The sequence below is a fragment of the Agromyces albus genome (genome assembly GCF_004134825.1).
Taxonomy (GTDB): domain Bacteria; phylum Actinomycetota; class Actinomycetes; order Actinomycetales; family Microbacteriaceae; genus Agromyces; species Agromyces albus.
In genome coordinates this window covers 105244-131657 of sequence record NZ_SDPN01000003.1, presented here as the reverse complement: position 1 = coordinate 131657, position 26414 = coordinate 105244, and the positions used below count along the sequence as shown (strand labels likewise).

General features: G+C 66.2%; 26 protein-coding genes and 1 pseudogene. 13 read left to right on the top strand and 14 right to left on the bottom strand.

What is annotated here, in order from left to right:
* Nucleotides 1-39: 39 nt before the first annotated feature.
* Both ESP51_RS02970 and ESP51_RS21230 read right to left on the bottom strand, forming a co-directional pair.
* Complete coding sequence (locus ESP51_RS02970) at nucleotides 40-828, bottom strand: DNA-processing protein DprA (RefSeq protein WP_164990372.1); 789 nt, start codon at nucleotides 826-828, stop codon at nucleotides 40-42.
* A gap of 432 nt (nucleotides 829-1260) precedes the next feature.
* Nucleotides 1261-1545, bottom strand: a complete 285-nt coding sequence (locus ESP51_RS21230; RefSeq protein ID WP_422386825.1) for a winged helix-turn-helix transcriptional regulator — start codon at nucleotides 1543-1545, stop codon at nucleotides 1261-1263.
* Nucleotides 1546-1725: 180 nt separating this feature from the next.
* On the opposite strand from ESP51_RS21230, the gene ESP51_RS02960 reads away from it, so the two are divergent.
* The 8 genes from ESP51_RS02960 (at nucleotide 1726) to ESP51_RS02925 (ending at nucleotide 10163) form a co-directional block, all read left to right on the top strand.
* On the top strand, nucleotides 1726-3123 hold the full coding sequence (locus ESP51_RS02960; protein WP_129519396.1) for a MinD/ParA family ATP-binding protein: 1398 nt from the start codon (nucleotides 1726-1728) through the stop codon (nucleotides 3121-3123).
* 21 nt (nucleotides 3124-3144) lie between these two features.
* The gene (locus ESP51_RS02955) at nucleotides 3145-3459 is read left to right on the top strand and encodes a pilin (protein WP_241842940.1); all 315 of its coding nucleotides are present in this window, start codon (nucleotides 3145-3147) and stop codon (nucleotides 3457-3459) included.
* A gap of 8 nt (nucleotides 3460-3467) precedes the next feature.
* A complete protein-coding gene (locus ESP51_RS02950) occupies nucleotides 3468-4145 on the top strand; it encodes a hypothetical protein (protein WP_129519395.1) in 678 nt (225 codons plus the stop codon).
* A 119-nt stretch (nucleotides 4146-4264) separates the two neighbouring features.
* Nucleotides 4265-5515: a hypothetical protein gene (locus ESP51_RS02945; protein WP_129519394.1), complete on the top strand. Its 1251-nt coding sequence runs from the start codon at nucleotides 4265-4267 to the stop codon at nucleotides 5513-5515.
* 122 nt (nucleotides 5516-5637) lie between these two features.
* Nucleotides 5638-7161, top strand: coding sequence for a hypothetical protein (locus ESP51_RS02940; RefSeq protein ID WP_241842947.1), 1524 nt, complete (start codon nucleotides 5638-5640; stop codon nucleotides 7159-7161).
* Nucleotides 7158-8612, top strand: a complete 1455-nt coding sequence (locus tag ESP51_RS02935) for an ATP/GTP-binding protein (RefSeq protein WP_129519392.1) — start codon at nucleotides 7158-7160, stop codon at nucleotides 8610-8612. Before ESP51_RS02940 ends, ESP51_RS02935 begins: the two co-directional genes overlap by 4 nt.
* A 4-nt stretch (nucleotides 8613-8616) precedes the next feature.
* A complete protein-coding gene (locus ESP51_RS02930; RefSeq protein WP_164990370.1) occupies nucleotides 8617-9681 on the top strand; it encodes a hypothetical protein in 1065 nt (354 codons plus the stop codon).
* Nucleotides 9682-9950: 269 nt separating this feature from the next.
* Nucleotides 9951-10163, top strand: a complete 213-nt coding sequence (locus tag ESP51_RS02925) for a hypothetical protein (protein ID WP_129519390.1) — start codon at nucleotides 9951-9953, stop codon at nucleotides 10161-10163.
* Nucleotides 10164-10748: 585 nt separating this feature from the next.
* Here ESP51_RS02925 and ESP51_RS02920 read toward each other — a convergent pair.
* On the bottom strand, nucleotides 10749-10985 hold the full coding sequence (locus tag ESP51_RS02920) for a hypothetical protein (protein WP_129519389.1): 237 nt from the start codon (nucleotides 10983-10985) through the stop codon (nucleotides 10749-10751).
* Nucleotides 10986-11261: 276 nt separating this feature from the next.
* Entirely contained in the window at nucleotides 11262-13085 is a 1824-nt protein-coding gene (locus ESP51_RS02915; protein ID WP_164990369.1) for an ATP-dependent nuclease, read from the bottom strand.
* Nucleotides 13086-13565: 480 nt separating this feature from the next.
* Between ESP51_RS02915 and ESP51_RS02910 the strand changes: the two genes are divergently transcribed.
* A complete protein-coding gene (locus ESP51_RS02910) occupies nucleotides 13566-14111 on the top strand; it encodes an MFS transporter (RefSeq protein ID WP_129519387.1) in 546 nt (181 codons plus the stop codon).
* A 90-nt stretch (nucleotides 14112-14201) separates the two neighbouring features.
* Here the strand turns inward: ESP51_RS02910 and ESP51_RS02905 are convergent, their stop codons facing one another.
* A complete protein-coding gene (locus ESP51_RS02905) occupies nucleotides 14202-14990 on the bottom strand; it encodes a hypothetical protein (protein WP_129519386.1) in 789 nt (262 codons plus the stop codon).
* A 121-nt stretch (nucleotides 14991-15111) separates the two neighbouring features.
* On the opposite strand from ESP51_RS02905, the gene ESP51_RS02900 reads away from it, so the two are divergent.
* Nucleotides 15112-15831, top strand: a complete 720-nt coding sequence (locus tag ESP51_RS02900; protein WP_129519385.1) for a hypothetical protein — start codon at nucleotides 15112-15114, stop codon at nucleotides 15829-15831.
* A gap of 472 nt (nucleotides 15832-16303) precedes the next feature.
* Here ESP51_RS02900 and ESP51_RS02895 read toward each other — a convergent pair whose 3' ends face one another.
* From ESP51_RS02895 to ESP51_RS02865, 7 genes and pseudogenes are all read right to left on the bottom strand, one after another.
* A complete protein-coding gene (locus ESP51_RS02895) occupies nucleotides 16304-16729 on the bottom strand; it encodes an ester cyclase (RefSeq protein ID WP_129519384.1) in 426 nt (141 codons plus the stop codon).
* Nucleotides 16730-16854: 125 nt separating this feature from the next.
* On the bottom strand, nucleotides 16855-17265 hold the full coding sequence (locus tag ESP51_RS02890; RefSeq protein ID WP_129519383.1) for a hypothetical protein: 411 nt from the start codon (nucleotides 17263-17265) through the stop codon (nucleotides 16855-16857).
* 40 nt (nucleotides 17266-17305) lie between these two features.
* The gene (locus ESP51_RS02885; RefSeq protein ID WP_129519382.1) at nucleotides 17306-17905 is read right to left on the bottom strand and encodes a dihydrofolate reductase family protein; all 600 of its coding nucleotides are present in this window, start codon (nucleotides 17903-17905) and stop codon (nucleotides 17306-17308) included.
* 196 nt (nucleotides 17906-18101) lie between these two features.
* Nucleotides 18102-18860 carry a hypothetical protein gene (locus ESP51_RS20935; protein ID WP_241842950.1) on the bottom strand — a complete coding sequence of 253 codons (759 nt, stop codon included), beginning with the start codon at nucleotides 18858-18860 and terminating at the stop codon, nucleotides 18102-18104.
* A 139-nt stretch (nucleotides 18861-18999) separates the two neighbouring features.
* Nucleotides 19000-19581, bottom strand: a pseudogene (locus ESP51_RS20930) (ice-binding family protein); the annotation flags it as partial.
* Between the two features lie 370 nt (nucleotides 19582-19951).
* Nucleotides 19952-20416, bottom strand: coding sequence for a hypothetical protein (locus tag ESP51_RS02870; protein WP_129519381.1), 465 nt, complete (start codon nucleotides 20414-20416; stop codon nucleotides 19952-19954).
* Nucleotides 20417-20533: 117 nt separating this feature from the next.
* Nucleotides 20534-20815, bottom strand: a complete 282-nt coding sequence (locus ESP51_RS02865; protein ID WP_241842939.1) for a hypothetical protein — start codon at nucleotides 20813-20815, stop codon at nucleotides 20534-20536.
* A gap of 177 nt (nucleotides 20816-20992) precedes the next feature.
* On the opposite strand from ESP51_RS02865, the gene ESP51_RS02860 reads away from it, so the two are divergent.
* A complete protein-coding gene (locus tag ESP51_RS02860) occupies nucleotides 20993-21433 on the top strand; it encodes a hypothetical protein (protein ID WP_129519380.1) in 441 nt (146 codons plus the stop codon).
* A gap of 57 nt (nucleotides 21434-21490) precedes the next feature.
* Here the strand turns inward: ESP51_RS02860 and ku are convergent, their stop codons facing one another.
* Nucleotides 21491-22432, bottom strand: a complete 942-nt coding sequence (gene ku / locus ESP51_RS02855; protein ID WP_129519379.1) for a non-homologous end joining protein Ku — start codon at nucleotides 22430-22432, stop codon at nucleotides 21491-21493.
* 69 nt (nucleotides 22433-22501) lie between these two features.
* On the opposite strand from ku, the gene ESP51_RS02850 reads away from it, so the two are divergent.
* Nucleotides 22502-25036, top strand: a complete 2535-nt coding sequence (locus tag ESP51_RS02850) for an ATP-dependent DNA ligase (RefSeq protein WP_129519378.1) — start codon at nucleotides 22502-22504, stop codon at nucleotides 25034-25036.
* Between the two features lie 56 nt (nucleotides 25037-25092).
* Nucleotides 25093-25437 carry a DUF7882 family protein gene (locus tag ESP51_RS02845; RefSeq protein WP_129519377.1) on the top strand — a complete coding sequence of 115 codons (345 nt, stop codon included), beginning with the start codon at nucleotides 25093-25095 and terminating at the stop codon, nucleotides 25435-25437.
* 3 nt (nucleotides 25438-25440) lie between these two features.
* Here ESP51_RS02845 and ESP51_RS02840 read toward each other — a convergent pair whose 3' ends face one another.
* Complete coding sequence (locus tag ESP51_RS02840; protein WP_164990368.1) at nucleotides 25441-26364, bottom strand: DNA topoisomerase IB; 924 nt, start codon at nucleotides 26362-26364, stop codon at nucleotides 25441-25443.
* Between the last annotated feature and the right edge of the window lie 50 nt (nucleotides 26365-26414).

Here is a 26414-nt window from a genome sequence, read left to right as displayed (position 1 = left end):
GATCGATTGGCGAACATCGATAGTTGCGACCGGTTCGTCTCATTCGGTGGCAGCGGCGCGACCAACGGGGCGCCGTAGCATTCGCGCGGTCTCGGCGATCATTCGTGCGTTCCAGCAACGTGCTTCGTCGACCACGATCATGCGGGTTGCCGTCGCCGCCAGGATCTGGCGTGCACGACGGATGCTCCGCGCCGTCCTCTCCGCAGTCGGCGGTTCAGCACTCACAGTCACCGAGGTGGCGACCGTAGGGGTGTGACGGTCCAGGCCGATCGGTGCGATGGCGATGGTGGCGCCCCGCATCGCCGTCGCAGCTCGGAGCGCGAGCTCCTCAACCCCGGGCGCGACCCCGGAGGCGACCACCCATCCACGGTCGGCCAACGAGGTTGCGAACTCGAGCGTCGCGTGCCGCGCCTCGCGAGACGGGTGCCGGGGGCCGACGATGGCGGCAGCTTCTTCGGCGAGGACGGTCTCGGCGCCTCGGACCCAGAGCAGCAGCGGCGCTGCGTCGCCGAGCGCGTCCAGCCCCCGTGGCCAGCTCTCGTGCTGCGGGGAGATCAGGGCCAGGCCCAGCCGTTCGGTCATCGTGATCACGCTGTCCACTCGAGAGCCGTGCGCCTGCGCCGCGAGGGGGCCGAACGAGCTGAGTGGGTCGTCGTCGGTGCCTGACTGCACGTGATGTAGCAGCTCAGCCGCACCACCCAATCGGCGGATGGCTGCACCCACGGTTGGGTCGCCTGAGAGCCCGTCGCAGACCAAAGCGACCCGCGCGCGATTCTCTTCGTCGGAGTGGATGGTGGTGGGAGCGGTTCGTGCGGCGGTCCAGGTCACGGCAGTGGTAGTCCTCTCGGATCGATCATTTTGTTTGCCTTCCGGCAAGAGAGATCGATTGCGAAGAGACAAGGTGCAGTGCCCTGATTGTCGGGCGAAATAAGCCCTCCGGGCGCGTCCGGCAATCTGGGAACGAAACTGCGGTCGCGAGCTACGATCGACAGCCGGAATGGCCAAACAAATCACCAGGGCAGTGCCCGCATCGCGGCTCCAATCAACGCTCTTCCGTCGCGCCTGCTCCGTCAGGCGCCGCCCGCCGCGGTCGCGGCGGTAAACAGCATCGTGGCGCCGCGTCGCGGCGCTGCATTATTGGTAGAGTCCGCGACTAACACGAGCGGCGGGTGGGCACGGAGCGCATCGCTTCCTCCCCATCCGCCAGCTGGCGAGGGGCATGCCCCTTGCTCTCCCCGCATGGCGCTACGCGACGAACGGCTATCGGAGGATCCACGCCACGAGCGCAGTCAGGTCATCGGTCAGCGCATGCCGGCTCGCTGTATACCGGACCCGCTGCCCTCTCCGCGGGGCATCGATATCGCCCACGACGTAACCCAGCGACTCGAGCTCCGCCAGAGCAGCGCGCACGCCACCGGGACTCACGCCCGTGCCAGACACGATCTCCGGGCGCTTCGAACCAGGATGATCAAGGAGATACCGAAGCACACTCAACCGGGCATGACCTGAAACCGCTTCATGGGCAGCGGCAGCGCGAACGGGCATCCCCGCCAAATTCACGCGCCTGGGCATGCAGCCAATCATGCCCCACGCGAAGCGTCTGCGGCCGATTCTTCGATGTCAAAGAATGCTATTTAGTAGCAATGTGGACAGTCGGCGCGATACAGTCGGTGGCATCCGTTACCCTCGCTTGGGGGACAGGGATCTGGTGACTGAGGGGCTGCCATGACTGAGATTTTCTCGCCGTCGAAGAGCGACGCACTTGAAGCGACGACGTGTCCGGCATGCGATTCGAGACAAATCGGCTCGAAGTTCTGCACGCAATGCGGGGCAACCATGCTCAAACAGCAATCTGCCAATGAACCGCAAGCCTCCAGCAACGAAACTCTCATTCAGCGGGACACGCCTGCGACCGTCGGACCGTTCCCGGGAGCGCACCGCGCCACCGGATACGTCGAGGACCCAGACACGGTGCACGGCCAGGAGCTTCGCGCGGTGCGGGACGCGGCCGCGGCAATCGCCGTCAACGAGGAGCCTGCCGAGACGGACCAGGGGTCGGCTGAGCCGGTCGAGATACCGCCGGCTCGCTCGCGCGGAGTGATGCCGCCGCTGGCCCGCCGACCCACCACCGTTCCTGCGTCCCAGCCGTTCGCGCCGGCCGCTTCGCCGGCCCACATTCTCTCGGAGCCGTTCAGCGAGCTTTCCACAGGGGCCACCACAGACACCCCGGTCGTGGCGACTAAGGGCATGCGCGGCGCGTTCTCGCGTATCGGCATCCGCATGGCACCAGGTGCGGCCGAGGCCGCGGAACTGAAAGCGAGGGAGGAGCGCCGGCGCGACGAACAGACGATCCGACAGGCGACGTGGACACGCGCCGTCTCGGTGCTTGTCGCAAACCCCAAGGGCGGCACCGGCAAGACCCCGTGCGCCCTTTTGCTGGGTGGCGTGCTGGCCGCGGTGCGGGGCGGCTCCGTCGCGATCATGGAGGTTTCCGACGACCCCGGTGCACTCACCTTCCGCGCCGAAGGGAACCCGCCGCGCGGCATCGGTGAACTTGTGCGCGACGTCGCGGGGATCCGGACCGCTGGACAGCTTGCGGGCTACACAGCCCCGCAGACGTCGTTTGCGTCGGTCATCGGCACGACCAGCCGGCGCGATCGTCTCACCCGTGAGAACGTGCGCGACGTCGCGGCCGTTGTGGATGAGTTCTACGGCATCCGGGTGATGGATTCCGGGAACCAGCCGAGCTCATCGGCGTTCCAAGGCGCGATCGAGACGGCCGACGCGCTCGTGGTGCCGGTCATGAACGCCGGCGATGCCGTGCTCGAGGCAGTGGCGCTGCTCGACGTGCTCCGGGCCGCCGGCGGCAAGGCCGCGGCATTGGCAGACAACGCGAGCATCGTTCGCCTGACCGACGGCCGACCCGAGCATCCGCAGGTGGTCGAGCGCGTGAACCGGATCATCACGAACGCGAACGTGCGCCAGGTGTTCGAGGTTCCCTACGACACGCACATTGCCGAGCGCGGGCAAATGACGCTCGACTCTCTCGCGCCCGCGACCCGGCAAGCGTTCACGGCCGCCGCCGCGGGCGTCGTCTCCTACTTGCAGCAGAGCGTCCGCTAACCACCAAGAGAAAGCACAAGCATGCTCAAAAACATCATCATCCTCGCGGATGAGATCAGGAATCCTTTGGATGGGATTCTCCCTGACTTTGGTGCGTTCGGAATGGAGTTCACCGAACTCTGGCAGAAGCTGGTCGCCGGCCTCTGGGGCATCGGCATCATCCTCGCAATCGTCTTTCTGATCATCGGCATTGTGAAGATGGCCAGCGCATCGACTGGCGGCAACCCGAACGAGTACAAGACGGCTCGCACTCAGGCGATGTGGGCCGGTATCTCGCTGGGTGTGCTCGCCGCCCTCGCCGTGATCGTGGGCGCGATCCTCGCGCTGTTCGGATAGGCCGCGGGATGCGAACCGAAGCGCGACCTCCGCGACGGAAATGGCCCTGGATCGTCACGGGTGCCGCCATCGCGGCTCTCGTCGTTGCAGGGGGCATCTGGTACGCCGCGAACCTACCTGACAAAGCTCCGATCCTCATCGGCACCCCAAGCCCGGTCACACCCTCGCCGAGCAGCGATGACGTCCAGCCGACCGGATGCATGGGGGGCGACACACGCGACGCCGCAATGCTGCTCGCGGCCCAGAAAGCCGCACCACATACGAGCAACGGCGCCGTCGAATTCGCCGCTGCCTTTGTTCGCTGGATGGGGCAATTCCCTGTTCCCACTCAAGAGGAAGCGGGGACGATCCAATCGGCAGTGGTGGCACCGGACTCTGAGTATGACCTTCCGGCCTTCCTCGCGAAGAACCCGAACGTATCCGGTTCGCTTGTGCCCGATGAGACGCCGTTCTACGTCTCGACGGTTCCGGGCGTCTGGAATCTCGAATCCTATTCGGACGACTCTGCACGAGTGTCGATCGGGACGGGAATCGTGATCAACGGGGAGCTGCACCCGACCTTCCGGCTTTCGAGCACGTACACGCTCGAATGGGGCAATGCGGGATGGATGGTGCTTGAAGCAAACCAGCCACGGCCGACCGAAGAGCTATTCCCGCTCGGGAGCGGCTTCACCGAGGGCTGCTGATGCAGGTCCAGGCGAATGAAGCATGCACCGACCCTGTCTGCTTCATCAGCGGTATTGGCGAAACGATCGGCGGAGCCGTCAATTACTGGCAGGATCCGTGGGGCAACACTTTTAAGGCATTGAAAGATGCCGCATCCCAGCTCGCCAACGACGTGCTGCCGGCACTCACCAAGGCGACGCTGCCCGATCTCACGGCCGAGTGGTTCCTGAACGCATATGCGATCGCGTTTGCGACCGCGATTTTTTCCGCGATCGTGCTGCTGATTCCGCAGTTTGTGCGGACGGCGCGCGGCACGATGGCCGGTCGCGATCTCTTGGAATCGATCGGCATCTACTTCCCGCTGTTCATGGCGGGCGCGATGTTCGGCCCGATGCTTGGGTACGTCCTGGTGAACTTCTTCCACGCCCTCTCAAACGTGTTCATCACCTGGGGCGTCTCGGGTTCAACCTCTCAGGTCGTTACCCGAATGGAGGGCATGATCAACACCGCGGATCCGGTGGCCCTCACCGGCGGCGTTGTGGTCGCGGTCGTGCTCATGCTGCTTATGGTCATCGGCCTGTTCTTGGTGGTGCTCATGCTCATCGTGCAGCTGGTCACGCTCTACTTCACGGGCGTGCTTATCCCGCTCGGTATCGTCTGGATCATCGACCCCACGAAGCGCAGCTTCGGCATCCGTCTCGTGCAGGTCTGGCTCGGGATCCTCGCGGCGCATCCGCTGCTGTTCTTCCTACTCGGCTTCGCCTTCAACATGATGGCCGGCAGCATCGTGACACTCGGGCAGAACGAACCGCTGCAAACGCTCGTGACGTTCCTCGTCGCGATCATCGCCCTGTTCATGGCGGCTCTCTCGCCGTTGCTGTTGCTCAAGTTCGCGCCCGTCATCCCGACCGGGATGGGCGGCACGAGCGGGCCGACGCTGAGCGGGAGCCCGATCGGCTCGAACAACATGACGGATGCTGGTAAAAGGTACGGCCAGAGCGCCGACAGCGGTTCGAACACGTCGAGCACGTCGAACTCGGCCACGAGCGACGCGCAGCCGTCGACCGTCCAGAGCGCTGGCGGCGGAGGACTCTCTGATGTCGCTGCGGCGCGAGCCGCAGACGGTGCAGCGGGTGACGCGGGCGCGGCCGGCAGTAAGGTCGCGGCCAGCGCCGGCGCCGGGGAAGCGGCCGGGGCAGAAGGGCTCGCTGCGGCGGGCGCAGCCGAGTCCGCTACGGGAGTCGGAGCCGCGATCGGCGTTCCGACCCTCATTGCCGCGGCCGCGGTTGGAGCGGCAGAGAAGGCTCGGGAAGTCGGAGAGGCCGCCTCGAATCAGGCGGTCGCGCCGATGGATGACCAAGGCTCGAACATCGGGGGAGATCGACCATGAGTCAGCCACAGACGCGCGCGATCGTGCGGCATCTAGGCGGCGAGTCCGGACACCGCTCGTTTTTCGGTGGCACCCACTCAAAGACGCGAATTGCTCTGATCATCGGGTTCGTCGTGGCCGGCATGATCGTGACGATCTTCGCCGGCTGGCCGGGGCTGTTGATCGGCCTTGGCGGCGTGGGCGTGACGATGCTCGTCACCGCCAAGACGCACCGCGGCACGATCGTGGAGCGCAGCCGCCGCCGGCGTCGCTGGAAGGCCCGTCTGGCCGCCGGCACTGACGCATTCGAGCCGTACGACGTCGCAGCCTGGGATCAGGCCGAGCAGGCCGTGCGTATGGCCAAGGGCCGCACCCAGAAGTGGGAGGCGCAGCGCACGCTCGCCGCGATGCGCGCGAACCCCGATGGGGCAGACGGCATGGGCTGGCTCGAAGGCGGCCGCGGCGTGCCTGGCATCCAGTGGCACGCTCCGATCGGTGAGCGCGGCTATCTGGCTGTCACGTTCTCGGTGACGGGCCAGCTACGCGGCATCGAGTCGACGTCAGTCATGACCCGCGCGGCCGAGGGCTGGGGCGCGTTCCTGGCCTCGCGAGCGGTGCCGTCCGTGCTCGTTGAGGACGTGCAGACGATGACGCGCGTACTGCCGGCAGATACCGCGTTGCAGGAGTTCTGGGTACTCAACAGCCTCGACGTCGACGCGCCGGCGGACGCGATCAATTCCTACGAGGAAGTGCTGCGCCGCACCGGCGATGGAGCGATGGTGCAACGGCACTTCGTCACGGTCAAATGGCCGCTGTCGCCGGCGTTCTACGACTCTGCACGCAAGTACGGCCAGGGCCGCGATGGCTGGCGTGGCCTCATGCACGAGGAGATCGCATCCGCGCACCGTGGACTGACCGAGGCCCGCATGGGCCAGGTCGACGTGCTCTCCGCACGCCAGGTCGCCGCGGTGGTGCTGCACCAGCAGAACCCCTCACGGCCGATCGATTACGTCGTGGACGTGCACCCGTCACGGCTCGGTGTGCGATCGCACGACGAGTTCTCCGCACACGTCGTGGAGGGCATCGACCCGCTCACGGGCGAGCCCGTGGAGTGGTGGCACCGCACGGCGAAGATCACCGCCGACGCGCTCGCCACCGCACCGCGCACGCAGCTGTGGGCGCTGGATCTCCTCATCGGTCGAGACGTCCAGTTCATCCGATCGGTGAGCTTCCACATTCACCTTGTGCCCGCCGGTGAGGCCAAGGCCGCAGCGCAGCGAGATCTCGTGCGCGACCAGGCCGAGGCGATCTCCAAGAGCGAGGCCGGCGCGGTCGACCTTGACGAGACAGGAACCGCAATGACGGCATCGAAGCGGCGGCGAATCGATCTTCGCGCCGGCACCGGGCACCACGGTGCGGCATGGGTTGGATACGTGACGATCTCGACGCGATCGCGCGACGAGCTCGCGCGGGCATCACGCCAGCTGGACGAGACGTGCGCGACCGGGCTCGGCATCGAATACCTCGACTGGCAGGACTCATTCGAGGCCGCGGCATCCGGCACGACGTGGCCGATCGGCCGCGGCATCACGGCGCACGATTCGTCGTTCTCCGCGCGGATCTACCGCGCGTTGGCGGGCAAGTCGGAGAAGGAGGCACTCTCGTGAGCGAGCACAAGGCGGAGAACAAGGGCAAGGGCATCTGGGCACTGCCCGGCTTGCGCGCGTTCGCGCCGCCGGCCGAGACGCCGCTCGAGGAGCGCGTGACAAACGCCAGCGAGGTCGTGCCGTGGAATCTCCCCGGCACGCAGTTGCGCACTAAGGTATCGAAGGCCGCGCGCGGGTTCTACGCGCCTGCCGGCGTCGGAGCTCCGACGTCGACACGACAGGCCGAGATCCTCAATACTGCACTGATCGGCCCGCCCACGGGCACTAAGGGCGTCGTAATCGGGCGAGACGTGCTCTCGCGCACGTCGATCGCGCACGACCCCGTGACCGCCTACAACTCGACGCCGCGCGAGGTGTCGAGCCCGAACACGATCGTTATGGGCGATGTCGGCTCCGGAAAGTCGAGCTTCGTCAAGACTGCGTGCGTGCTGCGGCCTCTGCTGCTGCATAACCGGCGCGCGGTCATCTTCGACAAGAAAGACCAGGCCGGCGAAGGCGAGTACTCGAACGTCGTGCGCCGCTATGGGTACGAGCCCATCCGGTTCACCGCGGACGGCACCGGCACCCGGCTCAACCTCATGGATCCGATGATCGCGCGGGGCACGGGAGTGAAGGGGCAGTCACGGCTCCTCAACATCATCACCCGTCTTGGGCGCGGCGATCAGAGCTTGAACGAGTGGGAGGAAGAAGCGCTACGGGCGGCCCTCTACGACACGGTCGCGCAGCACGAGGGAGGCCGCACGCCAGTGCTGGCCGACGTGCTGCCGAATCTCGGCGTCGTGGATCCTCACCGCTACGCGAGCCTGTCGCCGGAGGCGCGCGACAAGCTGCACCAGGCCGGCCTCTCGGTGCGCTGGACGCTGAACGGGCTGCTCGATGAGTACGCCGGCCTACTCGATGGCGAGACGTCATCCGAGGTCGACCTGACTGGCAAGCTCACGTCGTTCGACATTTCGCAGCTGCCCGACGACGGCCCCGCGGTGCCGGTCGTTATGGCGATCGGCAACATGTGGATGCTCGGCCGGCTCCGCACCGAGCGCGGCTGGGCTACCACTGTCGTCTATGAGGAGGGCTGGCACATGATCGGCGGGCCTAGCGCCCAGCTGATCAAGTCGAACCAGAAGCTTTCCCGCGGACTCGGCATCAGCAACGTGTTCGTCATGCACAAGGGCACTGACATTCCGCGCGACTCTCCCGGCATCACGATCATCCAAGAGGCACAGAGCATTCACGTGTTCCGGCAGGGCCGGCCTGAGGATGCGCAGTGGTGCCAGGAGACGTTCGGGTTCGCCCCCGAGACGGCGCAGACGATTGAGAAGCTTCGGGATGGTCACTACATCTTCAAGTACGGATCTCACCCCGAGACGCACGTGCAGCACATTCGCTCGCAGTGGGAGATCGACGTGACCAACACCGACGAGGCGTTGGCCGCGGCCGCGGGCCGCGAGTAGTCGGATGGGGGCGGGCGAGGTCGCACTGGCCGCGGGCGTGGCGTTTCTCGTCATGCTTGGCGGCTCAGTCGCGATCAGTTCGGCATCCGCCAGCTGTGGCGGCGGCTCGGTGAATCTCGCGAGCGTCGGCACCAGCGCGCCGGTCGCCGGCTACTCCGGTGACCAGCTGGTCATCGCCGGCACGATCATCAACGCCGCGGCCGAGCTCGGGCTCGACAGCCGCGCCGCGGTGATCGCGGTCATGACCGGCATGGGCGAGTCCAGCCTGCGGAACCTCAACCACGGCGATGCCGTCGACAACACAACGATCGGCGTGTTCCAGCAGGGCGAGAGCTACGGCCCGCGGGCCGACCGGCTCGACCCCGAGAAGGCCGCGACGGCGTTTCTGACCCGGCTTGTGCAGGTTCCGGGCTGGGCGACGATGCCGCCCTCGCTCGCCGCTCATGAGGTTCAGATCAATCAGGATCCCGATCACTACACGAGGTTCTACCCCGCGGCCGTCGAGGTGGTGCAGGCGCTAACGAGCAGCGCTGGCGGCGGCTCGTGCAGCGTTGGCGGCGGCTCCCAGGCGCTCGCGCAGGAGCTTGTGACCGCGGTTGGCGCGGGGCAGCTGCGCGTGCTCGAACCGCGCTATCTCTCGCAGATCGAGGCTGTCGCGGCCGGGCGGAAGGTGCCGGACTGCGGAATCGACGTGGGCATTCTCCAGATCATGGTGCTTGCCGTGCGATCGTTCGAGACGGTCGGCGTGAGCGACATCAATCGCAAGTGCACCGGCTCACTCTTGGGAGCCGGCACGGGTTCGTCGCACTGGATCGAAGGCGGCGAAAAGGCCGTCGATTTCTACGCGCTCGACGGTCGCACGCTCACCGGCGCCGATCCTCAGTCGATCCGGCTTGTCTCGATGCTCGACCCGATCATGCCCGCCGGCGCGCGAGTCGGGCAGTCCGACTGCCGCGCCGACGCCGGCATTTCGCTCGCACTTCGCAACCTCCGGGAGTTTCCAGACGACTGCTCTCACCTGCACGTCGACATCGCCTATGCGAAAGGGCCGCTGAACGTCGGCGGCTGAGGGAAGGATCCACAGGCGTAGTCGGTCAAAATTGCCCACAAAGTGCGGAGTGCCGTGCGTCCTTAGGTGATCGTTTCCTTCCCCCTTCCGCCCTCCGACCGTAGCTCGCTCCGTCGGCTGCGTGCTCTCCGATCGCTATTTGCAGACTCCGCCCTCCGCTGCGCTCCGGGCTTCGCTTAGCAACCGCTCCCTGAGAGCCCTCCGCCGTCTCCGCTCCCTCTCGATCTCCACGCCGGAAGGGCGAAGGAAACGATCACCAAGGAGAGAGCATGGCCAGCACGACGTTCGACATTCAGGTCATCAAGACCACCATCTCGACTCAGGCGCCGGTGCATATCGTCAGCGAAAAGCTGGCTTCGCGCAGTGTGGATCTGCAGGGTTTCGGCCAGCACGGCTACGAGCTCGTCTCGACAGTCAAGTTCGAGAGTCAGGGCTTCGTCACCCTCGTGGACACCATCCAGCGGCCGGTCTCGACGGAGTAGCTGGTACGGCTGGGGCGGCCGCGGCCGCCCCAGCCTCGCGCAGTGCGGGCGTCGGCTCCCAACTGCGCAGCTGCGGCTCGGTCGACCACCAGTGCTCCGCGAAACTCGCTGGCATCTGTAGAAGCTCACCCATGGGGGGAGCGTAGCGCTGGCCGCTGCCCGGAAGCCTGAGTTTTCCACACCGGGGGTGCGGGGTGGTCAGCTATCCGGTTCAGCTCCAAGCTGTGAGCAGAAGGCGAGGATGCAGTGCGGCGTACGCTGGCGGCGTGAGCCCGCCGGCGTCGATGTACTTCCCGCCCGATCTCGCGCTTGCCCGCGTCGTCGCCGAGCTGCCAGAGCCGGATGCCCTGCAGGGTGGCTGCATGTACTCGCCGAAGTGGGACGGGTTCAGAGTCGCGATCGTGCAGCGTCGACAAGGAGGGCGAGGTGATCGTTCGACTGCGCCACGACGTCGCCCTTTAACGTCGAATCGCCAAAGATGCGCCCGCGGAGCAAAGAGTCAGGATCTGGTGAGACTACGATCGTGTCCCTGAAACGATCGGCGAATCCGGAGCGCGAGCTTGCGGATACTCGGCAGCCACCAAGTTAGATTGGTTCGACCTCGAATATGTAGCGTGTTGCGTTCGGCTTGTTGTACGGGATGCGTGTGGGCCGGTATCCGAGTTCTTTCATCCGGGAGATGACCTGCTCAAGCTTCGAAAACCCCTCCCCACCAAATGCTGGGAAAGGCTCGCCTGAGCGGGTGCCACCGTCCGCACCAGTCAGTGTCACGATCCACTGCTGGTCGCGTTCGTGGAAGTCTATGCGTACCACATTGTTCACGGGTCCAACCTATTGTGCTGGGGCGCTTCGACCGGGACCTCGGCCGCGAGTGGACAAGATCTGATCGTGTGGCGGCCCCTCGCAATCGGTCGGCGGCTACCACAAACTAGGGGATTGTCGGCCGTCTCTGATTCGCAACGCGGCCCGGGCGGCGGTGTCTGGTTTGGGAAGACGTGAACGGGCGCCTCGGGACCTGTGAACGGCGAGCGTGGCGGGCGGCGTGATGTCTCAGGACATCGTGAACAGTGGGCAAGTACGAGCTGCCGGGATCTGACGCTAGACGGGCGCCAAGGAGGCACTTGATTTGATGGCGTCGAGCCAATCAACGAGTGGCTTCAGCGCGTCGCCCGGATAACGGTCATCGGCCATCCATTCCTCAACGAGGAGCGCGGGGACGTGAGGCTGTAGCTTTCCGGACTTCTTGCCGTCCGAGTTCCAGCCCTTTGACCCCATCCACGAGGCCAGCTGAGCCGCACCGTCGTCCGCAGACAGCAGATGGTCGACGAACGCCTGATCGATCTCTGCGAGGCGAGTTGGCCCAAGTTCTATCGTGAGCTCCTTCCAGCCGAAGATGTCGATAAGCAGGCCCTCGAGATCTGCAGCCAGGATGAACACGTCGAACGGCTTTAGTTGATCGTTCAGGTTTCTCTGGCGTGCGAGAGCTGTCGCCAGATCGGGGCTTGGCGAGTCGGATTCTGTTCGCAGCGCATTGAGAGCGTCAGTATCGGGTCGCACCGGGCGTTCACGGAGGATGTCGAGTAGCTCCCGCTTTCCGCCATCACGCTTGTGAAGGGAGTCGCGATCCGCGAGAACGTACGATCTGACACCGAAGAGCTCGCTGAGCTGAACGAGGTACCTAATCTTGGAAACCCCAGCCGCCTCGATCACAGTGAGACCCAGTGCGTAATGACCTCCGGGGCCACCGCATAAACGTCCCAGTAGCTTCTCCAAGACGGCAAAGTCTCCCTCGCCTTCCACGAAGATGACGGCATTCGCGAACACGAGCTCACTATTGGCCGCGGAACAGTATCGAGTCAGTCTGCCCACGTCTGTGGCCTCGAGCGTCGGACGATGCCAGGTGTGCTCCATGCCGGAGGGACGCAACGGGAGGCGAAGGACGCGGTCCACGCTGAAGGAATCGACCAAGACTGAGCTGTGGGTAGTCACAATGACCTGCGCATCCGTCGAGATGTCGCGGATGATCTTTGCCATTGCACGCTGCGTTTGCGGATGGAGAAAGGCCTCGGGCTCCTCGATGGCGAACAGAATGTTGCCTCCGGCGTGTGCCTCCTTCTGGGCGACGTAGCGGAGGATTCCTAGAACGAGAGCGGACTGGAATCCCGTGCCTCGTTCAGCGACGGGTACTGCAATAGTGCCGTGGCTTTCGATCACGGCTTCGGCGAGCATCCCACGCAGTGCATGTCTGGGCTCTGGGAGCTTGAATCGGACCTCGTTCTCCTGGAATGGAAGGTCGTCTTTGATGGCGTCTGCTGAGTGGTTGAGGACGTCGCGGACGAGTTCCTCGACAGGCTGGATCTTCGCTGCGAAGTTCTGTTGCATCGTCGTACTGCGTGCTGACCCCTTCCGCACAAGCACGGACTCCAGAGTCTCAAGGAGTCTCTCTAAGGAGTCCGTATCACCCATCCGTCCGTCCGCGACGCGGATGGACGGAATTTTCACGAAGTGAAACCGGTCGAGGATCTCGTCGTAATAGCGACGTGCCTCCTCGGCGCCAGGCTTCCTTGACGCATCAAAGCTGATCGCTCCCTTCCGGGTGGAACGGAGCCTAACCGAGAAGGTGCGGTCACGCTGGCGAACGATCGGCGCGAAGACAGTCGCCTCCTCTGCGCTGAGGTCTCCGAAGTGCACGGTGATGCCAGATAGTTGCCGGGGCCCTTCCGCCGCGTAGTAGTCGTTCAGCGGCTGGTGCTGAAGGAGGCTCTCGCTGTCTGGGTTCGAGAAGAAGAGCTCGAGGAGCCGTACGAATGTCGACTTGCCGGCATTGTTCGGGCCGGCGATCAGTTGCAGTGCCGGATCGACTTCGATCGACACAGACTTGAACCCAAGCAACCGCTGAAACTCAACTCGCACCAATCGCACGATGTGAGGCTACCGCGCTGGCGAGCTCGCATCAGCCTTCGCGCTGCTGCTTTGACCTCCGCCGACCCTCTGCGTGGTACAGCCTCACCCAGCGGTCGGCTCTCGCTCGGCCAGATCCTGTCGATTGTCCGGTAGCCGATGATGGATCCATGCCCGCTGTCCACGGTGCCAGGGGGAGCGGAGCGTTCTGAGGCATGTTCCCTGCTCCGTCGGGCCGCTCTGCCAGGCGTCACGCGAAATCGCGCGCCGACGTTATGCACAGGCCTTAGGCCGTGTTGCTGGCCTAGTCGGCTAGTTAGATGAGTTGGCGCGAACAGTTACGAAGCCGCCTGGAGCCACCTGAGGGAGCGAAAGATACCTGTATCGTCCTCTCCAAGAGAGTCGACAACACGATTCAGCCGCTGGGCCTTGAGGCAGGCAAGACCCTGCAGCTCGGATGTCTCGACGCGTGGAGTGATGCTCGGATGATGAGGAGACCCCTTGGAAGAGGCGTACCGCAATGTTCTCTCCGACGCAGAGCGCAATGAGTACGACAACCTCGGTGCGGTTGTCGATCGGCTGGAGCAGAAGCGTCGGCGGCGCCTCTACATCTGGGCTGGTGTTATGGGCGCCGTGATGGTCATCGTTCTCATCGGGGTCGGCGTCAGCATCGGCACGTCACGTGACGGTGGCGAGCCGGCTGTTCCTTGGTTGGTCGCCGCCAACGTGGTGCTCTTCACATATGTGTTCGGGAACCTTATCCCGGGATTCGCCGGCCTCGGCGAGTTGAAGCGGGCGCAGCAGCGTCGCACGAAACTGACACAAGAGGCTCAGCGCCGCCATTCGAACGGGTGGCGTCGCTATCAGGGCGGTGACCAGCATCGCGCCGACACCTCACTCTGGGACGCGAAGTCGAAGCGCCAAATGCAGCACGAATGGTACGGGAGCCACTCCGAACTGGACTGGCGCGACAGGGAACAAGCTGAGGCGCTCGGATTGGATGTCGAGACATACATCAGCAACGTGCTCGAGAACGACAGGGACTAGTTGTCCCGAGGCACCGTAGCCGCGTTGCCAAAGCCCCGCATCGATGTCCTCGAGGTCCACAGCCCCTTCTTCGTTGCGCCGCCGCTCCAGTCAGCAGCGAGCGTTCGTCACTAGACCAGCCGTCGTCCACTCATTCTGAGGAGCTGGCAGCGTGGGCAGCTGTGCCGCGACGGTCGTCACCGCGAACCCACAGGGCATATTGAACGTCTCGCTCATTCGCGCCGTGAACAGGATGTACGCGTTGGCGCCGTTCAGGTACGAGCCGACGTTGATGCCAGTCTCAAGGAGGTCGCCTTCGACCGGCAGCCCATCCGGATACTTGGTGTTGTGCCATGTGGCGGTGCCAGGCACGAACTCGAGCCCATCGTCGAGGTAGGCACGAATCGTCGTGTCATCCACCTGTCGGCCCGTCCAGTTGCGCCACCAGACGAGGACGTCGAACTCGTCGCCGGGATTGACGCCTTCGAGCGCGGTCTGCCAGCAGTCCTCATCCGGCTGTGAAAGCTGGATTGTCAGGTACTGTTCGCCGTCCGCTTGATTCGGTGAGCCGCTCTCGCAACCGAGCCGCTCGGCTGTTGGCGGCTCGACGACCTCTTCCGCCGACTGTTCGAGGAAGAACTGGAACGTCACAATCAGGACGCCTGCCAGCACGGCGCTCGCCACTCCCGACGCCCACAGACCCATGTTCTTCAGCCAGCGCCGTTCCTTCTTCGCGTTCGGCTCGATCTTGGTGGCCTGCTGTGCACCGGCCGGACCCACGGGGTCCGAGGCCAGAGGAACAACGGAATCACCGGCCGCGCTGACGGCCGGACTCACGGCCGTGAGCGCAGCCCCGTCAACACTCGGTTCCGCTGTGGTGTCGGTATCAGGCTCAGTCACGCGATGATGCTACATGCGCACCTAGCGCGAGGCCGTCAGCCAATCCCGCAGCTATGCTCACCGGGAATCGACGCGAACATCCACCTCTTCCGGCGACGGCCCGGACGATAAGGTGCGGTGCATGAGCATGAGCATGCCGGAGCAGAACCCCGCAGTTACGGTCGCGCAGTCCGCAGCCCTCGGCCTCATAGGCAGCTTCCCCGGTATGGGCGTGCTCACCGGGGCTGTTCAGGGCGCATTCGCGGCGAAGGCTCGCGCGCGTGATGAGGATTTTTGGGCTATGGTCAACGCCCGCGTTGGCGCTCTGGAGAGGGACCTCGACAGGGTACTCGCCTGGGACGACAACGAGTTCGTGGCCGCTGCCCATCGGATAGCACGCGCAGCACAAGAAACGGCGGACGAAGCGAAGCGCCGGATACTCGCCGCGGCCCTCGCTCACTCCGGGAGCTGGTCCGAGCTGCCGTGGGACGAGCGGGAGTTCCTCCTCGACATCGTGGTGGATCTCAACGCTCGGGAGGTGTATCTGCTCGGCTTCCTCCACGACCCGAGAGAGTGGCTCACAAACAGGGGGGTCGACCCGAACCTTATTGCGGGCAACAATCTCCCCGGGTCGATTGCTGATCTGATTCGAACGCGAGTCGCGGGAGACGCACTCTCATTCGATCAGGCCGAGGACGCGATCGACGGACTCCAACGTCGAGGCCTCGCGGACGTGCCGCTGCGCACCCAGATGTCGGGATCGGGTCCGCTCGCGAAGCGCACCACAGCATTGGGCGACCGGGTGCTCAGATTCGTGGGGGATGCGGTCACCCCACAGCGAGGTGACACAGGATCGGCCTGAGGCCGATCCCGAAGGCACCCGCCAGTTTGTCTCCCCTTTTTGTCGAGGTCCCTATGTCGGGAAGTCGTCCAGCTGACCACATTCTGACCACACTTGACCCGCTCGGGTCGTGATCAAGGCGTGGTTGGCGTGAATCAAGAAGCCCAGGATTACGCGGCTGCCGGTCGCGACGTGCGTCAATCCGTCGCACCGATACGAGCACACCGCTCAAACCCGTGAACTGCATCAAGTGCGGCATGCGTGGACACGGAATGGACACAAACGTCGCTCGGTGAAGTCATTCCCACGTGATCGATTCGAAGCAACATGAACGGATTTCTGCGGTTTCTTGGGAACACCGGCACGTTCGCGGGGCGTTCCATCGGGTTCAAATCCCGCCGTCTCCGCTTCATCCGTTCCCCCGTCTGCCCAGAGAATCCGGGCGAGGCGGGGGATTCTGGTTTCCGCGATTCCTGCCTGTCGTTCGCCTCGTTCAGGCCCCGGGCATGTGGATCACGCCGAGCTGCTGCATGAGTCCGAGGTCGTCGCGGTTCGACCAGTGCTCGACGATCTTTCCGTCTTCGACTCGATGGATGGCCACGGCCGTCTCCCGCAGCTCTGCTCCGGTAGCCGGGAGTGGTCCGGGAAGGTCCCCTTCATGTCGACCGGACGCAGTGAGCCTCGTTACCACCTTGTCGCCCTCGGCGAGCTGGTCATCGATCTCATGGCGTCCTGGTGTCGCCTTCAGGAATACGAGGAATGCCTCTTTCAGGCCTTCCCGTCCTGCCGAAAGCCCCGGAAACGGCGGGTTGTGATCGAGGTAGTCTTCGGCGACCAGCTCGTCCATCGCATCGATATTGCCCGCATCGATCTCGGCGTAGAAACGGCGCACCAGCGCTTTGTTGTCGTCAGGCTCCATTGTCGTGCCCTCCCAATATGTACAGGGAGGCCCGATGGCAACAACCCTCAGCTACGGGCGGTTCGGATGTTCCCTGGGAGGCCAGTCTATGGGTGGGGCTCGAATCCCTCCGCGGATCGTCGGGCCTACGCTTCGCGCTTGGCCTCGTCGACGATGCGCTTCGTGAACTCGTCGGTGAGCCGCAAGGTCGCGGCCGTCTTCTCGGCCACGTTCTCGGCAGTCGCGGACGCCCACTCGGCGGCGATCCGGTCATCGAGATCTTGGATCTGGACTCGGATCGCCTCGTTCGCCTCCTCGTTCGCGGTGCGGACCAGGCGCACCGCGTTGTCGATGATCCGCCGCTCCAGGAGCACCACGATGCCCACGAGCAGCAGCGTGGTACCGACGTTGGCCAGCACGCCGGCGAGGTAGCCCACGCGGGCATCGGCGGGTGCCACGAACCCCCCGATCATGACGGCGGCGAGGCCCAGCACGATGCATCCGACGAACCAGCCCCAGCGGATGCGGAAGCGGGAGGGAGTCGGCGTTTCGCTCATTCCGCCAGCGTAGACAATCGTCGGCGTCGTCTCGCGGAGGCTACTCCCGCACCGGCCGGTAGGTGATGTGCGTCACGAGCGACGCCGCTCGCACCGATACCCGCTCCAGCGCCTGCGGCGGCACGCCGTCGAACACGCGCTCGCCCGCGCCGAGGATGCAGGGCGTCACGTGCAGCCGCAGCTCGTCGAGGCGGCCGGCGGCGAGGTACTGGTTGACCGTCGTGGCGCCGCCCGCGATCGAGATGTTCTGGTCGCCCGCTGCGGCACGCGCCTGCTCCATGGCGGAGTGGATGCCGTCGGTGACGAAGTGGAACGTGGTGCCGCCTTCCATCTCGATGGGATCGTGCGAGAAGTGCGTGAGCACGAAGACGGGTCCGTGGTACGGAGGGTTCGGCCCCCACCAGCCGCGCCAGTCGCGGTCCCACTCGCCGCGGACCGGACCGAACATGTTGCGGCCCATGATGGTCGCGCCCGAGTCGACGATCGCGTCGACCTCTGCGCGGTTCTCGTCGTACGTCTCGAACATCCACGCGTGGAGCCAGTTCTCGTCGATGTCGCCGAACGGCGCCTCCTCCCGCTGGTTCAATCCTGTCGCGAAGCCGTCGGCCGAGACCGCGATGTCGCTGAACACCTTCCCCATGATCTGACCCCTTCAACCAGTCGTGAATTGCACGCCCGGTTGGCAGGCTACTCGCGGTCCGGGAATCCGACCACGTCGACGAACGAGAGAGGTGGCCGAGCGCGCGACCGCGCCACACGGGGTGATCCCGTGTGGCGCGGTACCTCGAGCCGGGGTTATGCCCGGTGGCCCTGCCGGCGGCGAGCCGCGGTGAAGATCAAGATGATCCCACCGAGTACGCCGATCGCTGCCGCTGACTGGAGCAACATGATGCTCGTGTCATCGACCCCTGTGTCGGCCAGTCCACGTCCGCCCGTGCTTCCGCGCGTTGTGCTCGGAGGTACCGTCGTCGTCGATTTGACCGGGGTGATTCCGGGAGTGCCGGGAGTCCCAGGGACGCCAGGTCCGCCGGGAATGCCGGGAGTTCCAGGAGCACCGGGAATGCCGGGAGCGCCGGGTTCGCCAGGGGCACCGGGTTCGCCAGGAGCGCCGGGTTCGCCGGGAGCGCCGGGTTCACCGGGAGCGCCGGGTTCACCGGGAGCGCCAGGTTCGCCAGGGGCACCAGGTTCGCCGGGAGCGCCGGGTTCGCCAGGGGCACCGGGTTCGCCAGGGGCACCGGGTTCACCGGGCGCGCCGGGTTCACCGGGAGCACCGGGTTCGCCAGGAGCGCCGGGTTCGCCAGGGGCACCGGGTTCGCCAGGGGCACCGGGTTCGCCAGGGGCACCGGGTTCGCCAGGGGCACCGGGTTCGCCAGGAGCGCCGGGTTCACCGGGAGCGCCGGGTTCACCGGGAGCGCCGGGTTCGCCAGGTTCACCGGGAGCACCGGGTTCGCCAGGTTCACCGGGAGCACCGGGTTCGCCAGGTTCACCGGGAGCGCCAGGTTCCCCGGGTTCGCCAGGAGCGCCAGGTTCCCCAGGAGCGCCAGGTTCGCCGGGAGCGCCGGGTTCCCCAGGAGCGCCAGGTTCACCAGGTTCACCGGGTTCCCCAGGTTCTCCAGGTTCTCCGGGTTCCCCAGGTTCGCCAGGAGGGCCGGTTATGCCGCACCGAGGATCGGTGAAGACGTTGTCATCGAGCGTCACCGATCCGGTGCGAGCGAGGGCGCGGCCCTCGACGTCGGTGCCGGTAGTGACCGTCACCGAGGCCATCGCCATGATCGTGCCGACGAAGACCGAGCCGGTGCCGAGTGTGGCCGAGCTTCCGACCTGCCAGAAGACATTGCACGCCTGGGCGCCGTTGGTCAGCGAAACCACACTGCTCGATGCCGTGGTGAGCGCCGAACCGATCTGGAAGATCCAGACGGCATCCGGATCGCCCTGCGCATCGAGCGTGAGCGTTCCGGTCAGGCCGGCTGTGGAAGCGGACGTATAGACGCCCTCGACCAAAGTCTGGTTGCCGAGGTCCGGCGGACTGCTCGCGTCAGAAGCCTGGCCCGCTGCGTTGTTGTACGCGGTGACCAGGTCGATCTGAGCTTGCGTTGCGTGCGCGTCTGTCGAGTGAGTCGTGCCGCCGACGACGATGCCCGGCGGGAAGCCGGTGATCGAGGTGCCGGGATAGACGCCGAGATCTCCATTGAGGATGCTCGGACCCGTGTTCGTCACGGATTCGCCCCCGAGAACGACGTAGGAGTCCGCGGTTCCCAGGCCGACGGACGTGGCAATTGCATGGGCGCTCGGGATTGCCCCCGTCAACGCGACCATGGCAATGCCAGCGGTTGCGACCAGCGCCCCCGCGCTGGTCTTGTTACGCAATGAAGCACCTGTGGAACGGGTGCGTTTGGAAGTGTGGGTTCCCATGGGAACCGCCTTATCATCCCCCGAGATGCGAAGGAACACAGCCCAAAGTGAGCCAAGCTCACCGTAGCCGCGGCGGTGGGGATCGCCTAGGAAACGGAGGGAAAACTCCTCATTCGGGGGGCGCGAGACTGGGAAAGCGCCCGGCCAGAGTGCCTTTCCCCTGTCAACGGCTAGGCAGCATCCCTACAGAGTGATACCCTCGCGCGAGGCTCACCGCGTCGGCTCAGCTGGGATTGTGCGGCATGTTTGAGATCTCTGTGGTCGGTGCAGCTCGTTACGCGACGTCCTGGTGCGGCGTGCCGGATTCGAGCAGCTCGGGGTTGAGGAGCAGCTCGGAGACGATCACCGGAGCTGTGGTGATCAGACGTCGCAGTAAGGATTGCTGCATCTGTGCGCGGTCGGCGGCGGAGAGCTCCTTCTGTGCGCGGTGATGAGGATGGCAGGCCAGCACAGTGGCGAGGTGCTGGATCGCGCCGTACACATCAGCCGGCTGAAGGCCGAGCCGACGGAAATGCTCGATCGTGAGTTCAGGTATGGGAAGGTGCCTCTGGGCATCGGCGATGACGCCGATGTCGCGGTCCGAAATCACGTCGAGCGCCCTTCCGTGATCTGGGCGCTGCTGGGAGTCACGTCGCGCCAGCGCATTCCAGAGGCGCGGCGGGGTGGCCGGTGGTGCATGGGCAGGGTTCTCCTCGGTTGTTGCTCGGTCCCCCAACCGATGATCTGACATCGTTGTCATAGACACTTCTACGACAAGCTCTTAGTTGAGGTCAAGTCAGTTTTGCCAGACGTCCCGCACTATTTGGTCGCGCTCTCAGCCAGTTGTCAGGCGGATCCCGCGCCCGAGCCTGTGGGCTCAGCTTGGGCTGTGCGGCATGTTGAGCTCGTCGGGGTCGACGTCCACGTCACCCGTGTCGTCGGGGCCGCCCGTACCCGGCACGGTCTTGACGCGTGACTCGTCGATGTCCTCGTCGAGGTTCTCGGGCAACGACTCATCCTGCTTCGCCGCGGTCTCGGCATCGCTTGCAGGGCTGTAGCTGACGTCCTTGCGGATCAGGTCGTCGTCGGTGAGCGGCTTCGGCCGGCCCTGTCCTGCATCGGGGTTCTCGCGCTCGACGTTCTCGTCTGCTCCGTTCATGCGGCGAGCCTAAGCCGCACCACGGGGCATCCGCAGCCCCTTGACTCCCGACGAACCCTGACCCGAGCAGGTAACGCAGCGGCAAGACACCGACCGCTCCCGCACGACTGCGCCGGCCACCAGTTGTCGGAGGGTCGTCGCTAGGCTTGTGAGTACCACGATCAGGGGGATTCACACATGCAACGAATGAAGACGTCTGTGGCGCTCGTTTTCGCGGGCGCGCTGCTGCTGACCGGCTGCGCCACCGGTGGCACCGGTGGCGGTGGTGAGGCCACGGCCGACCCGTGCGAGACTGTGCGCTCCGAAGTGCGCGACATCTCGAACGGCGCACAGAACGCCCTCGCGGCGGGCGGCGACCCGAGCGACGTCCAGTCGGCGGTCGAGGGCTACCGCGAGCGTGTCGACGCGATCGACAAGTCGGCGGGCGACGACGCCGGGCTGTCCGACGCGCTCGAGGCGCTCGGCGAGAAGATCGACGAGGCGGCCGAGTACGCGGCGACGCTGCCGAGCGACCCCGATGCCGAGGTCGACGCCGACGCGCTGGCCGCCCAGCAGGAGGCCATCTCAGCGGCGGCCGCCGAGGTCACCGCGAGCTGCTCCGGCGACACCGAGGGCTAGTCCTTCAGAACGAGAGCGGCGCGCGGCATCCGATCGACGGATGCCGCGCGTCCTCGTTCATGAGGCAGCCTTCTTCTTCGCGGCGGGCGCCTTCTTCTTCGCGCCGTCGCCCGATGCCGAGGACTTCGACGCCGACGACTTCGACCCCGATGCCTTCGATCGCGACGACTTCGACGCCGTCTCCTCGCCCTCGTCCTCGTCCGATTTCGCCCCGCCGCCGCGCTTCGCGGCGATCGACTGCTTGAGCGCCTCCATGAGGTCGATGACCTCGCCGCCTTCCTCCTCTTCGACCTCGCCGAACGTCGCCGCGGTGTCGAGCGCGTCGCCCTGCTCGAGCTTCGCCTTGATGAGGGTGCGCAGCTCCTGCTGGTACTCGTCGACGTACTGCTCGGGATCGAAATCCGAGACGAGGCTCTCGACGAGCTGCTTCGAGAGGTCGAGCTCCTTCGCTGAGATCTTCACCGAGTCGTCGAGCGCCGGGAACGCGGCCTCGCGCACCTCGTCGCTCCAGAGGAGGGTCTGCACCATGAGCACGTCGCCGTGCACGCGCAGGGCAGCGAGCCGCGTCTTCTGCCGCAATGCCATCTGCACGACCGCGGTGCGGTCGGTCGACTCGAGGGTGCGCCGCAGCAGCACGTACGCTTTCGACGACGCCGAGTCGGGCTCGAGGTAGTAGCTGCGGTCGAACATGATCGGATCGATCTGGTCGCTCGGCACGAACTCCATGACCTCGATCTCGCGGCTACGCTCGGCGGGAAGTGCCTTCAGGTCTTCGTCGGTGATGATGACGGTCTGCTCGCCGTCGTCATATGCCTTGTCGATGTCCTTGTAGGCCACGACCTTGCCGCAGACCTCGCACTTGCGTTGGTATCGGATGCGCCCACCGTCCTCGTCGTGCACCTGGTGCAGTGACACGTCGTGGTCTTCGGTGGCGCTGTACAGCTTGACGGGCACATTGACCAGGCCGAATGTGACCGCGCCCTTCCAGACGGCTCGCATTCCTCAAGTAGACACCCCCGACCTTCGCGAGGGAAGCCCTTTGCGACGTGCAAGGGCCATGATGGGTGCATGGCCGAGGGCACGCGTCAGCTCGTCGACGTCGACGGCCGGAGACTCCGGCTGACGAATCTCGACAAGGTCATGTATCCCGAGACGGGCATGACCAAGGGCGAGGTGATCTCCTACTACGCGGAGGTCGCCAAGGTCATGGTGCCGCTCGTCGCCGGCCGGCCGGTCACGCGCAAGCGCTGGGTGCAGGGCGTCGGCACTCCGGATGCGCCGGGCCAGGTCTTCTTCGAGAAGGCACTCGCCGAGCACGCGCCCGACTGGGTGCGGCGCGGGATCATCGAGCATTCCGACGGTCCGAAGATCTACCCGATCGCCGACAACCGGGCCACGCTCGTGTGGCTCGCGCAGCAGGCCTCGCTCGAGGTGCACGTGCCGCAGTGGCGGTTCCAGCCCGACGGGTCGCGTGGAAACCCCGACCGCATGGTGTTCGACCTCGATCCCGGCGAGGGCATGGGCCTCGCGGAGTGCGCCGAGGTCGCTCTGCTCGTGCGCGACATCCTCGAGGGCATGGGACTCGAGGCGTTCCCGGTGACGAGCGGCAGCAAGGGCCTCCACCTGTACGCCCCGCTCGACGGGTCGCAGACGTCGCAGCAGGCGTCGAAGATCGCCCACGAACTCGCCAAAGCGCTCGAAGACGACCACCCCGAGCTCATCGTCTCGAGCATGCGCAAGATGCTCCGCGAAGGCCGCGTGCTCATCGACTGGAGCCAGAACAACCAGAACAAGACGACGATCGCGCCGTACTCGCTGCGCGGGCAGTTCCATCCCATGGTGGCGGCGCCCCGCACCTGGGAGGAGCTCGAGCGCCCCGGCCTGCGACACCTCGACGCGCACGAGGTGCTCGCGCGGGTCGCCGACGGCCTCGACCCGACCGCGCCCCTCGCCCGCTCGGGTGGTAGCGGGGCCGGCCCGCTGGCCACCTACCTCTCGATGCGCTCGAGCGAGGCCACCCCCGAGCCGATGCCCGAATCGAGCTGGGGCGCCGCGAGCGGGGGCGACCCGACGTTCGTCATCCAGGAGCATCACGCGCGCCGCCTGCACTTCGACTTCCGCCTCGAGCGCGACGGCGTGCTGAAGAGCTGGGCGGTGCCGAAGGGGGTGCCGGATGACCCGGGCACGAACCATCTCGCCGTGCAGACCGAGGACCACCCGATGGAGTACGGCTCGTTCGAGGGCACTATCCCGGCTGGGGAGTACGGCGCCGGCTCCGTGACGATCTGGGACGCCGGCACGTACGAGACCGAGAAGTGGCACGACGACGAGGTCATCGTCGACGTCGAGGGCCGGCCCGGCGGGCCGCTCGGCCGGGTGCGGCTCGCGCTCATCCGCACCGACGGAGAGGGCGAGAAGAGCACGTGGCTCATGCACCGCATGAAGGACCAGCGGCCCGGACACTGGAGCCCGACGTCGAAGGCGCGGCACGCGAGCGAGGCACCCGAAGACGGGGCGGATGCTTCCCCGGGGCCTGGTCTCGATACGCGTCCGCCTGCGGCGGGCGCTGCTCGACCACCGGAGGCGAAGGCGAAACCCGCAGGCCGCGTCGGCCCGATCCTGCAACGGCCGATGCTCGCCACCGCGACGAACCCCGCCGTGGTCGCCTCGCTCGACCCCGTGGGCTGGGCGATCGAGTGGAAATGGGACGGCATCCGGGTGCTCGCGAGAACCGAGGACGGAGGCGTGCGCCTGCTCACCCGGAACGGCAATGACGTGACCGCGAAGTACCCCGAGCTCGCAGACGTCGCCTCCGCGCTTCGCGGCGACGCGCTCGTCGACGGCGAGATCGTCGCCCTCGATGAGGATGGGCGGCCGAGCTTCGGGCTGTTGCAGCAGCGGATGAACCTGTCGAAGCCTCGCGAGATCGAGCGAGTCGCGGCATCCGTTCCGGTGCGACTCCGCCTCTTCGACGTGCTCGAGATCGCGGGATACGAGGTGATGGACGAGCCATATGCCACCCGGCGCGCGCGGCTCGAGCGGCTCGTGCGGGAGCGCGAGGGGGTGCCGCTCGAGCTGCCGGAGCAGGTCGGCGGCACGGTCGCCGAGGCGCTCGAGGAGAGCCGTCGACTCGGTCTCGAGGGCATCGTCGCGAAGCGCCGGGACTCCCCGTACCGGCCGGGGGTGCGTTCCGACGAGTGGCTGAAGCTGAAGGTCACGCGAACGCAGGAGGTGGTCATCGGCGGCTATCGCCCCGGCGTCGGGAGCCGCACCGGCCGCATCCGATCGCTGCTCGTCGGAGTGCCGGGCGATGACGGCCTCGAGTACGCGGGGCGTGTCGGCACGGGCTTCCGCGAGATCGACCTCGACCGGCTGATCGCGGCACTGCGGCCGCTCGAGCAGCCCGCGTCCCCGTTCATGGAAGTACCTCGAGCGGATGCCTCGGACGCAGTGTGGGTGAGGCCCGAGCTCGTCGGCGAGATCGAGTTCGGCGAGTGGACGAGATCGGGCGTGGCGCGGCATCCGTCATGGCGTGGACTCCGGCCCGACAAGGCGCCTGACGACGTCGTGCGAGAGGGGGATCCGGGCGGTTCGGCGACGTAACGCGGTCGTGTGGGTTACGAAACAAGCCCGCCCATCTGGTCGGGTACCCTTCACTCGTGGGCACCCTCTACTACGGCGACTCAGGCACCCCCATCGGCATCGACGACCGGACGCTCGCGCACCTGAAGGTCGCGATCGTGACCAAGCTCCGGCGGGGTGAGAGCTTCACCGTGTCGTGGATGCACGCCGACGACGATCCCCGCGGCCGCAGCACCCTCTGGCTGCACCATACGATCCCACTGCGCTTCGTGTTCGACGACGTCGAGCCGCCAGAACTCAGCAGGGAGTGGATCGAAGACCTCATGCGCTCGGCGAACAGCACGGGTGGCGTCCTGCTCGTCGACGAGCACGTCGACACCGACCGTGCGCCCAAGATCGCCGCGCAGCAGTTCGACGCCTGAGGCTCAGCCGCCGTCTTCGACGAGCAACTCGAGCAGCGCGGTCTCGCGAATGCCGACCGTGGCGATGACCCGACCACGCTCGTACTCCGCGATGACGCGCGGATCGATGTAGCTGCCGCGAGCGATCGTCGGGGTGTTGCCGAGCAGCGAGCTCGCGTGTTCGATCGCCTCGCGCACGGCGGCCCGTCGCGCACGCGCCGATTCAGCCGGGCCGAGCTCGGCGAGCCGGTCGGCGGCGGCAATGGTGCCGCGCAGGGTGCGGAAGTCCTTCGCGGTGAACGCTCCTCCCGTGCGCGAACGGATGTCCTCGTTGACGTCGGCCGCGCCGGCGGCGCGCATGCCGCGCCCATTGCTCCACGCGTAGAGCCGCGCCGCGGCCGAGCGTTGTGTCGCGCGGGCCACGAACGCCGCGAGCGACGCATCCGCCACCTGTACGTCCTGCGTCTTGCCGCCCTTGGCGCGGAACCGGAATCGCACCGCCTCGTCGTCGAGCAGTGACACGTTGCGCACGAGCAGCGTCGTGAGGCCACGGCTGCGTGCGATCGAGAGCGCTTCCTCCGAACCGATGCGGATCGCGCCGAGGTCGAGCGTGCGGAAGGCCGCGGCGAGCACGCGTTCGCGCGGGAGCTCGGTGAGCTGCAGGTCGCGCAGGACGCCCTTGCGAGCACCGGGGAGCACTTCGGCCAGTGCCGTCATCCGCAGGAACTTCTCCGTGTCCTGCCGCTCGCGCCACACCGGGTGGTAGAGGTACTGGCGGCGACCCGCCGCGTCGACACCGACGGCGAGGATGTGCGCGTTCGGGGCATCCGCGATCCAGACGTCCTCCCATGCCGGCGGCACGGCGAGGTCGGCGATGCGCTGCCGCTCGGCGCGGCCGGCGACGCCGCCATCGGAGTGCACGTATCCGAACCCACGACCACGTCTCACCCGGATGAATCCGGGTGAGACGTACGGTTCGACGCGCCGCAGCCGCGGCA

What these genes read in the sequence shown, in the direction of transcription:
- ESP51_RS02850 (WP_129519378.1), top strand. Translation starts at nt 22,502, where the DNA reads ATGGCCGAGGGCACGCGTCAGCTCGTCGACGTCGACGGCCGGAGACTC.
- ESP51_RS02930 (WP_164990370.1), top strand. Translation starts at nt 8,617, where the DNA reads ATGGGGGCGGGCGAGGTCGCACTGGCCGCGGGCGTGGCGTTTCTCGTC.
- ESP51_RS02870 (WP_129519381.1), bottom strand. Translation starts at nt 20,416, where the DNA reads ATGACAACGATGTCAGATCATCGGTTGGGGGACCGAGCAACAACCGAG.
- ESP51_RS02885 (WP_129519382.1), bottom strand. Translation starts at nt 17,905, where the DNA reads ATGGGGAAGGTGTTCAGCGACATCGCGGTCTCGGCCGACGGCTTCGCG.
- ku (WP_129519379.1), bottom strand. Translation starts at nt 22,432, where the DNA reads ATGCGAGCCGTCTGGAAGGGCGCGGTCACATTCGGCCTGGTCAATGTG.
- ESP51_RS02955 (WP_241842940.1), top strand. Translation starts at nt 3,145, where the DNA reads ATGCTCAAAAACATCATCATCCTCGCGGATGAGATCAGGAATCCTTTG.
- ESP51_RS21230 (WP_422386825.1), bottom strand. Translation starts at nt 1,545, where the DNA reads ATGCCCGTTCGCGCTGCCGCTGCCCATGAAGCGGTTTCAGGTCATGCC.
- ESP51_RS02890 (WP_129519383.1), bottom strand. Translation starts at nt 17,265, where the DNA reads ATGAGCGAAACGCCGACTCCCTCCCGCTTCCGCATCCGCTGGGGCTGG.
- ESP51_RS02860 (WP_129519380.1), top strand. Translation starts at nt 20,993, where the DNA reads ATGCAACGAATGAAGACGTCTGTGGCGCTCGTTTTCGCGGGCGCGCTG.
- ESP51_RS02925 (WP_129519390.1), top strand. Translation starts at nt 9,951, where the DNA reads ATGGCCAGCACGACGTTCGACATTCAGGTCATCAAGACCACCATCTCG.
- ESP51_RS02895 (WP_129519384.1), bottom strand. Translation starts at nt 16,729, where the DNA reads ATGGAGCCTGACGACAACAAAGCGCTGGTGCGCCGTTTCTACGCCGAG.
- ESP51_RS02940 (WP_241842947.1), top strand. Translation starts at nt 5,638, where the DNA reads ATGATCGTGACGATCTTCGCCGGCTGGCCGGGGCTGTTGATCGGCCTT.
- ESP51_RS02950 (WP_129519395.1), top strand. Translation starts at nt 3,468, where the DNA reads ATGCGAACCGAAGCGCGACCTCCGCGACGGAAATGGCCCTGGATCGTC.
- ESP51_RS02865 (WP_241842939.1), bottom strand. Translation starts at nt 20,815, where the DNA reads ATGAACGGAGCAGACGAGAACGTCGAGCGCGAGAACCCCGATGCAGGA.
- ESP51_RS02960 (WP_129519396.1), top strand. Translation starts at nt 1,726, where the DNA reads ATGACTGAGATTTTCTCGCCGTCGAAGAGCGACGCACTTGAAGCGACG.
- ESP51_RS02900 (WP_129519385.1), top strand. Translation starts at nt 15,112, where the DNA reads ATGAGCATGAGCATGCCGGAGCAGAACCCCGCAGTTACGGTCGCGCAG.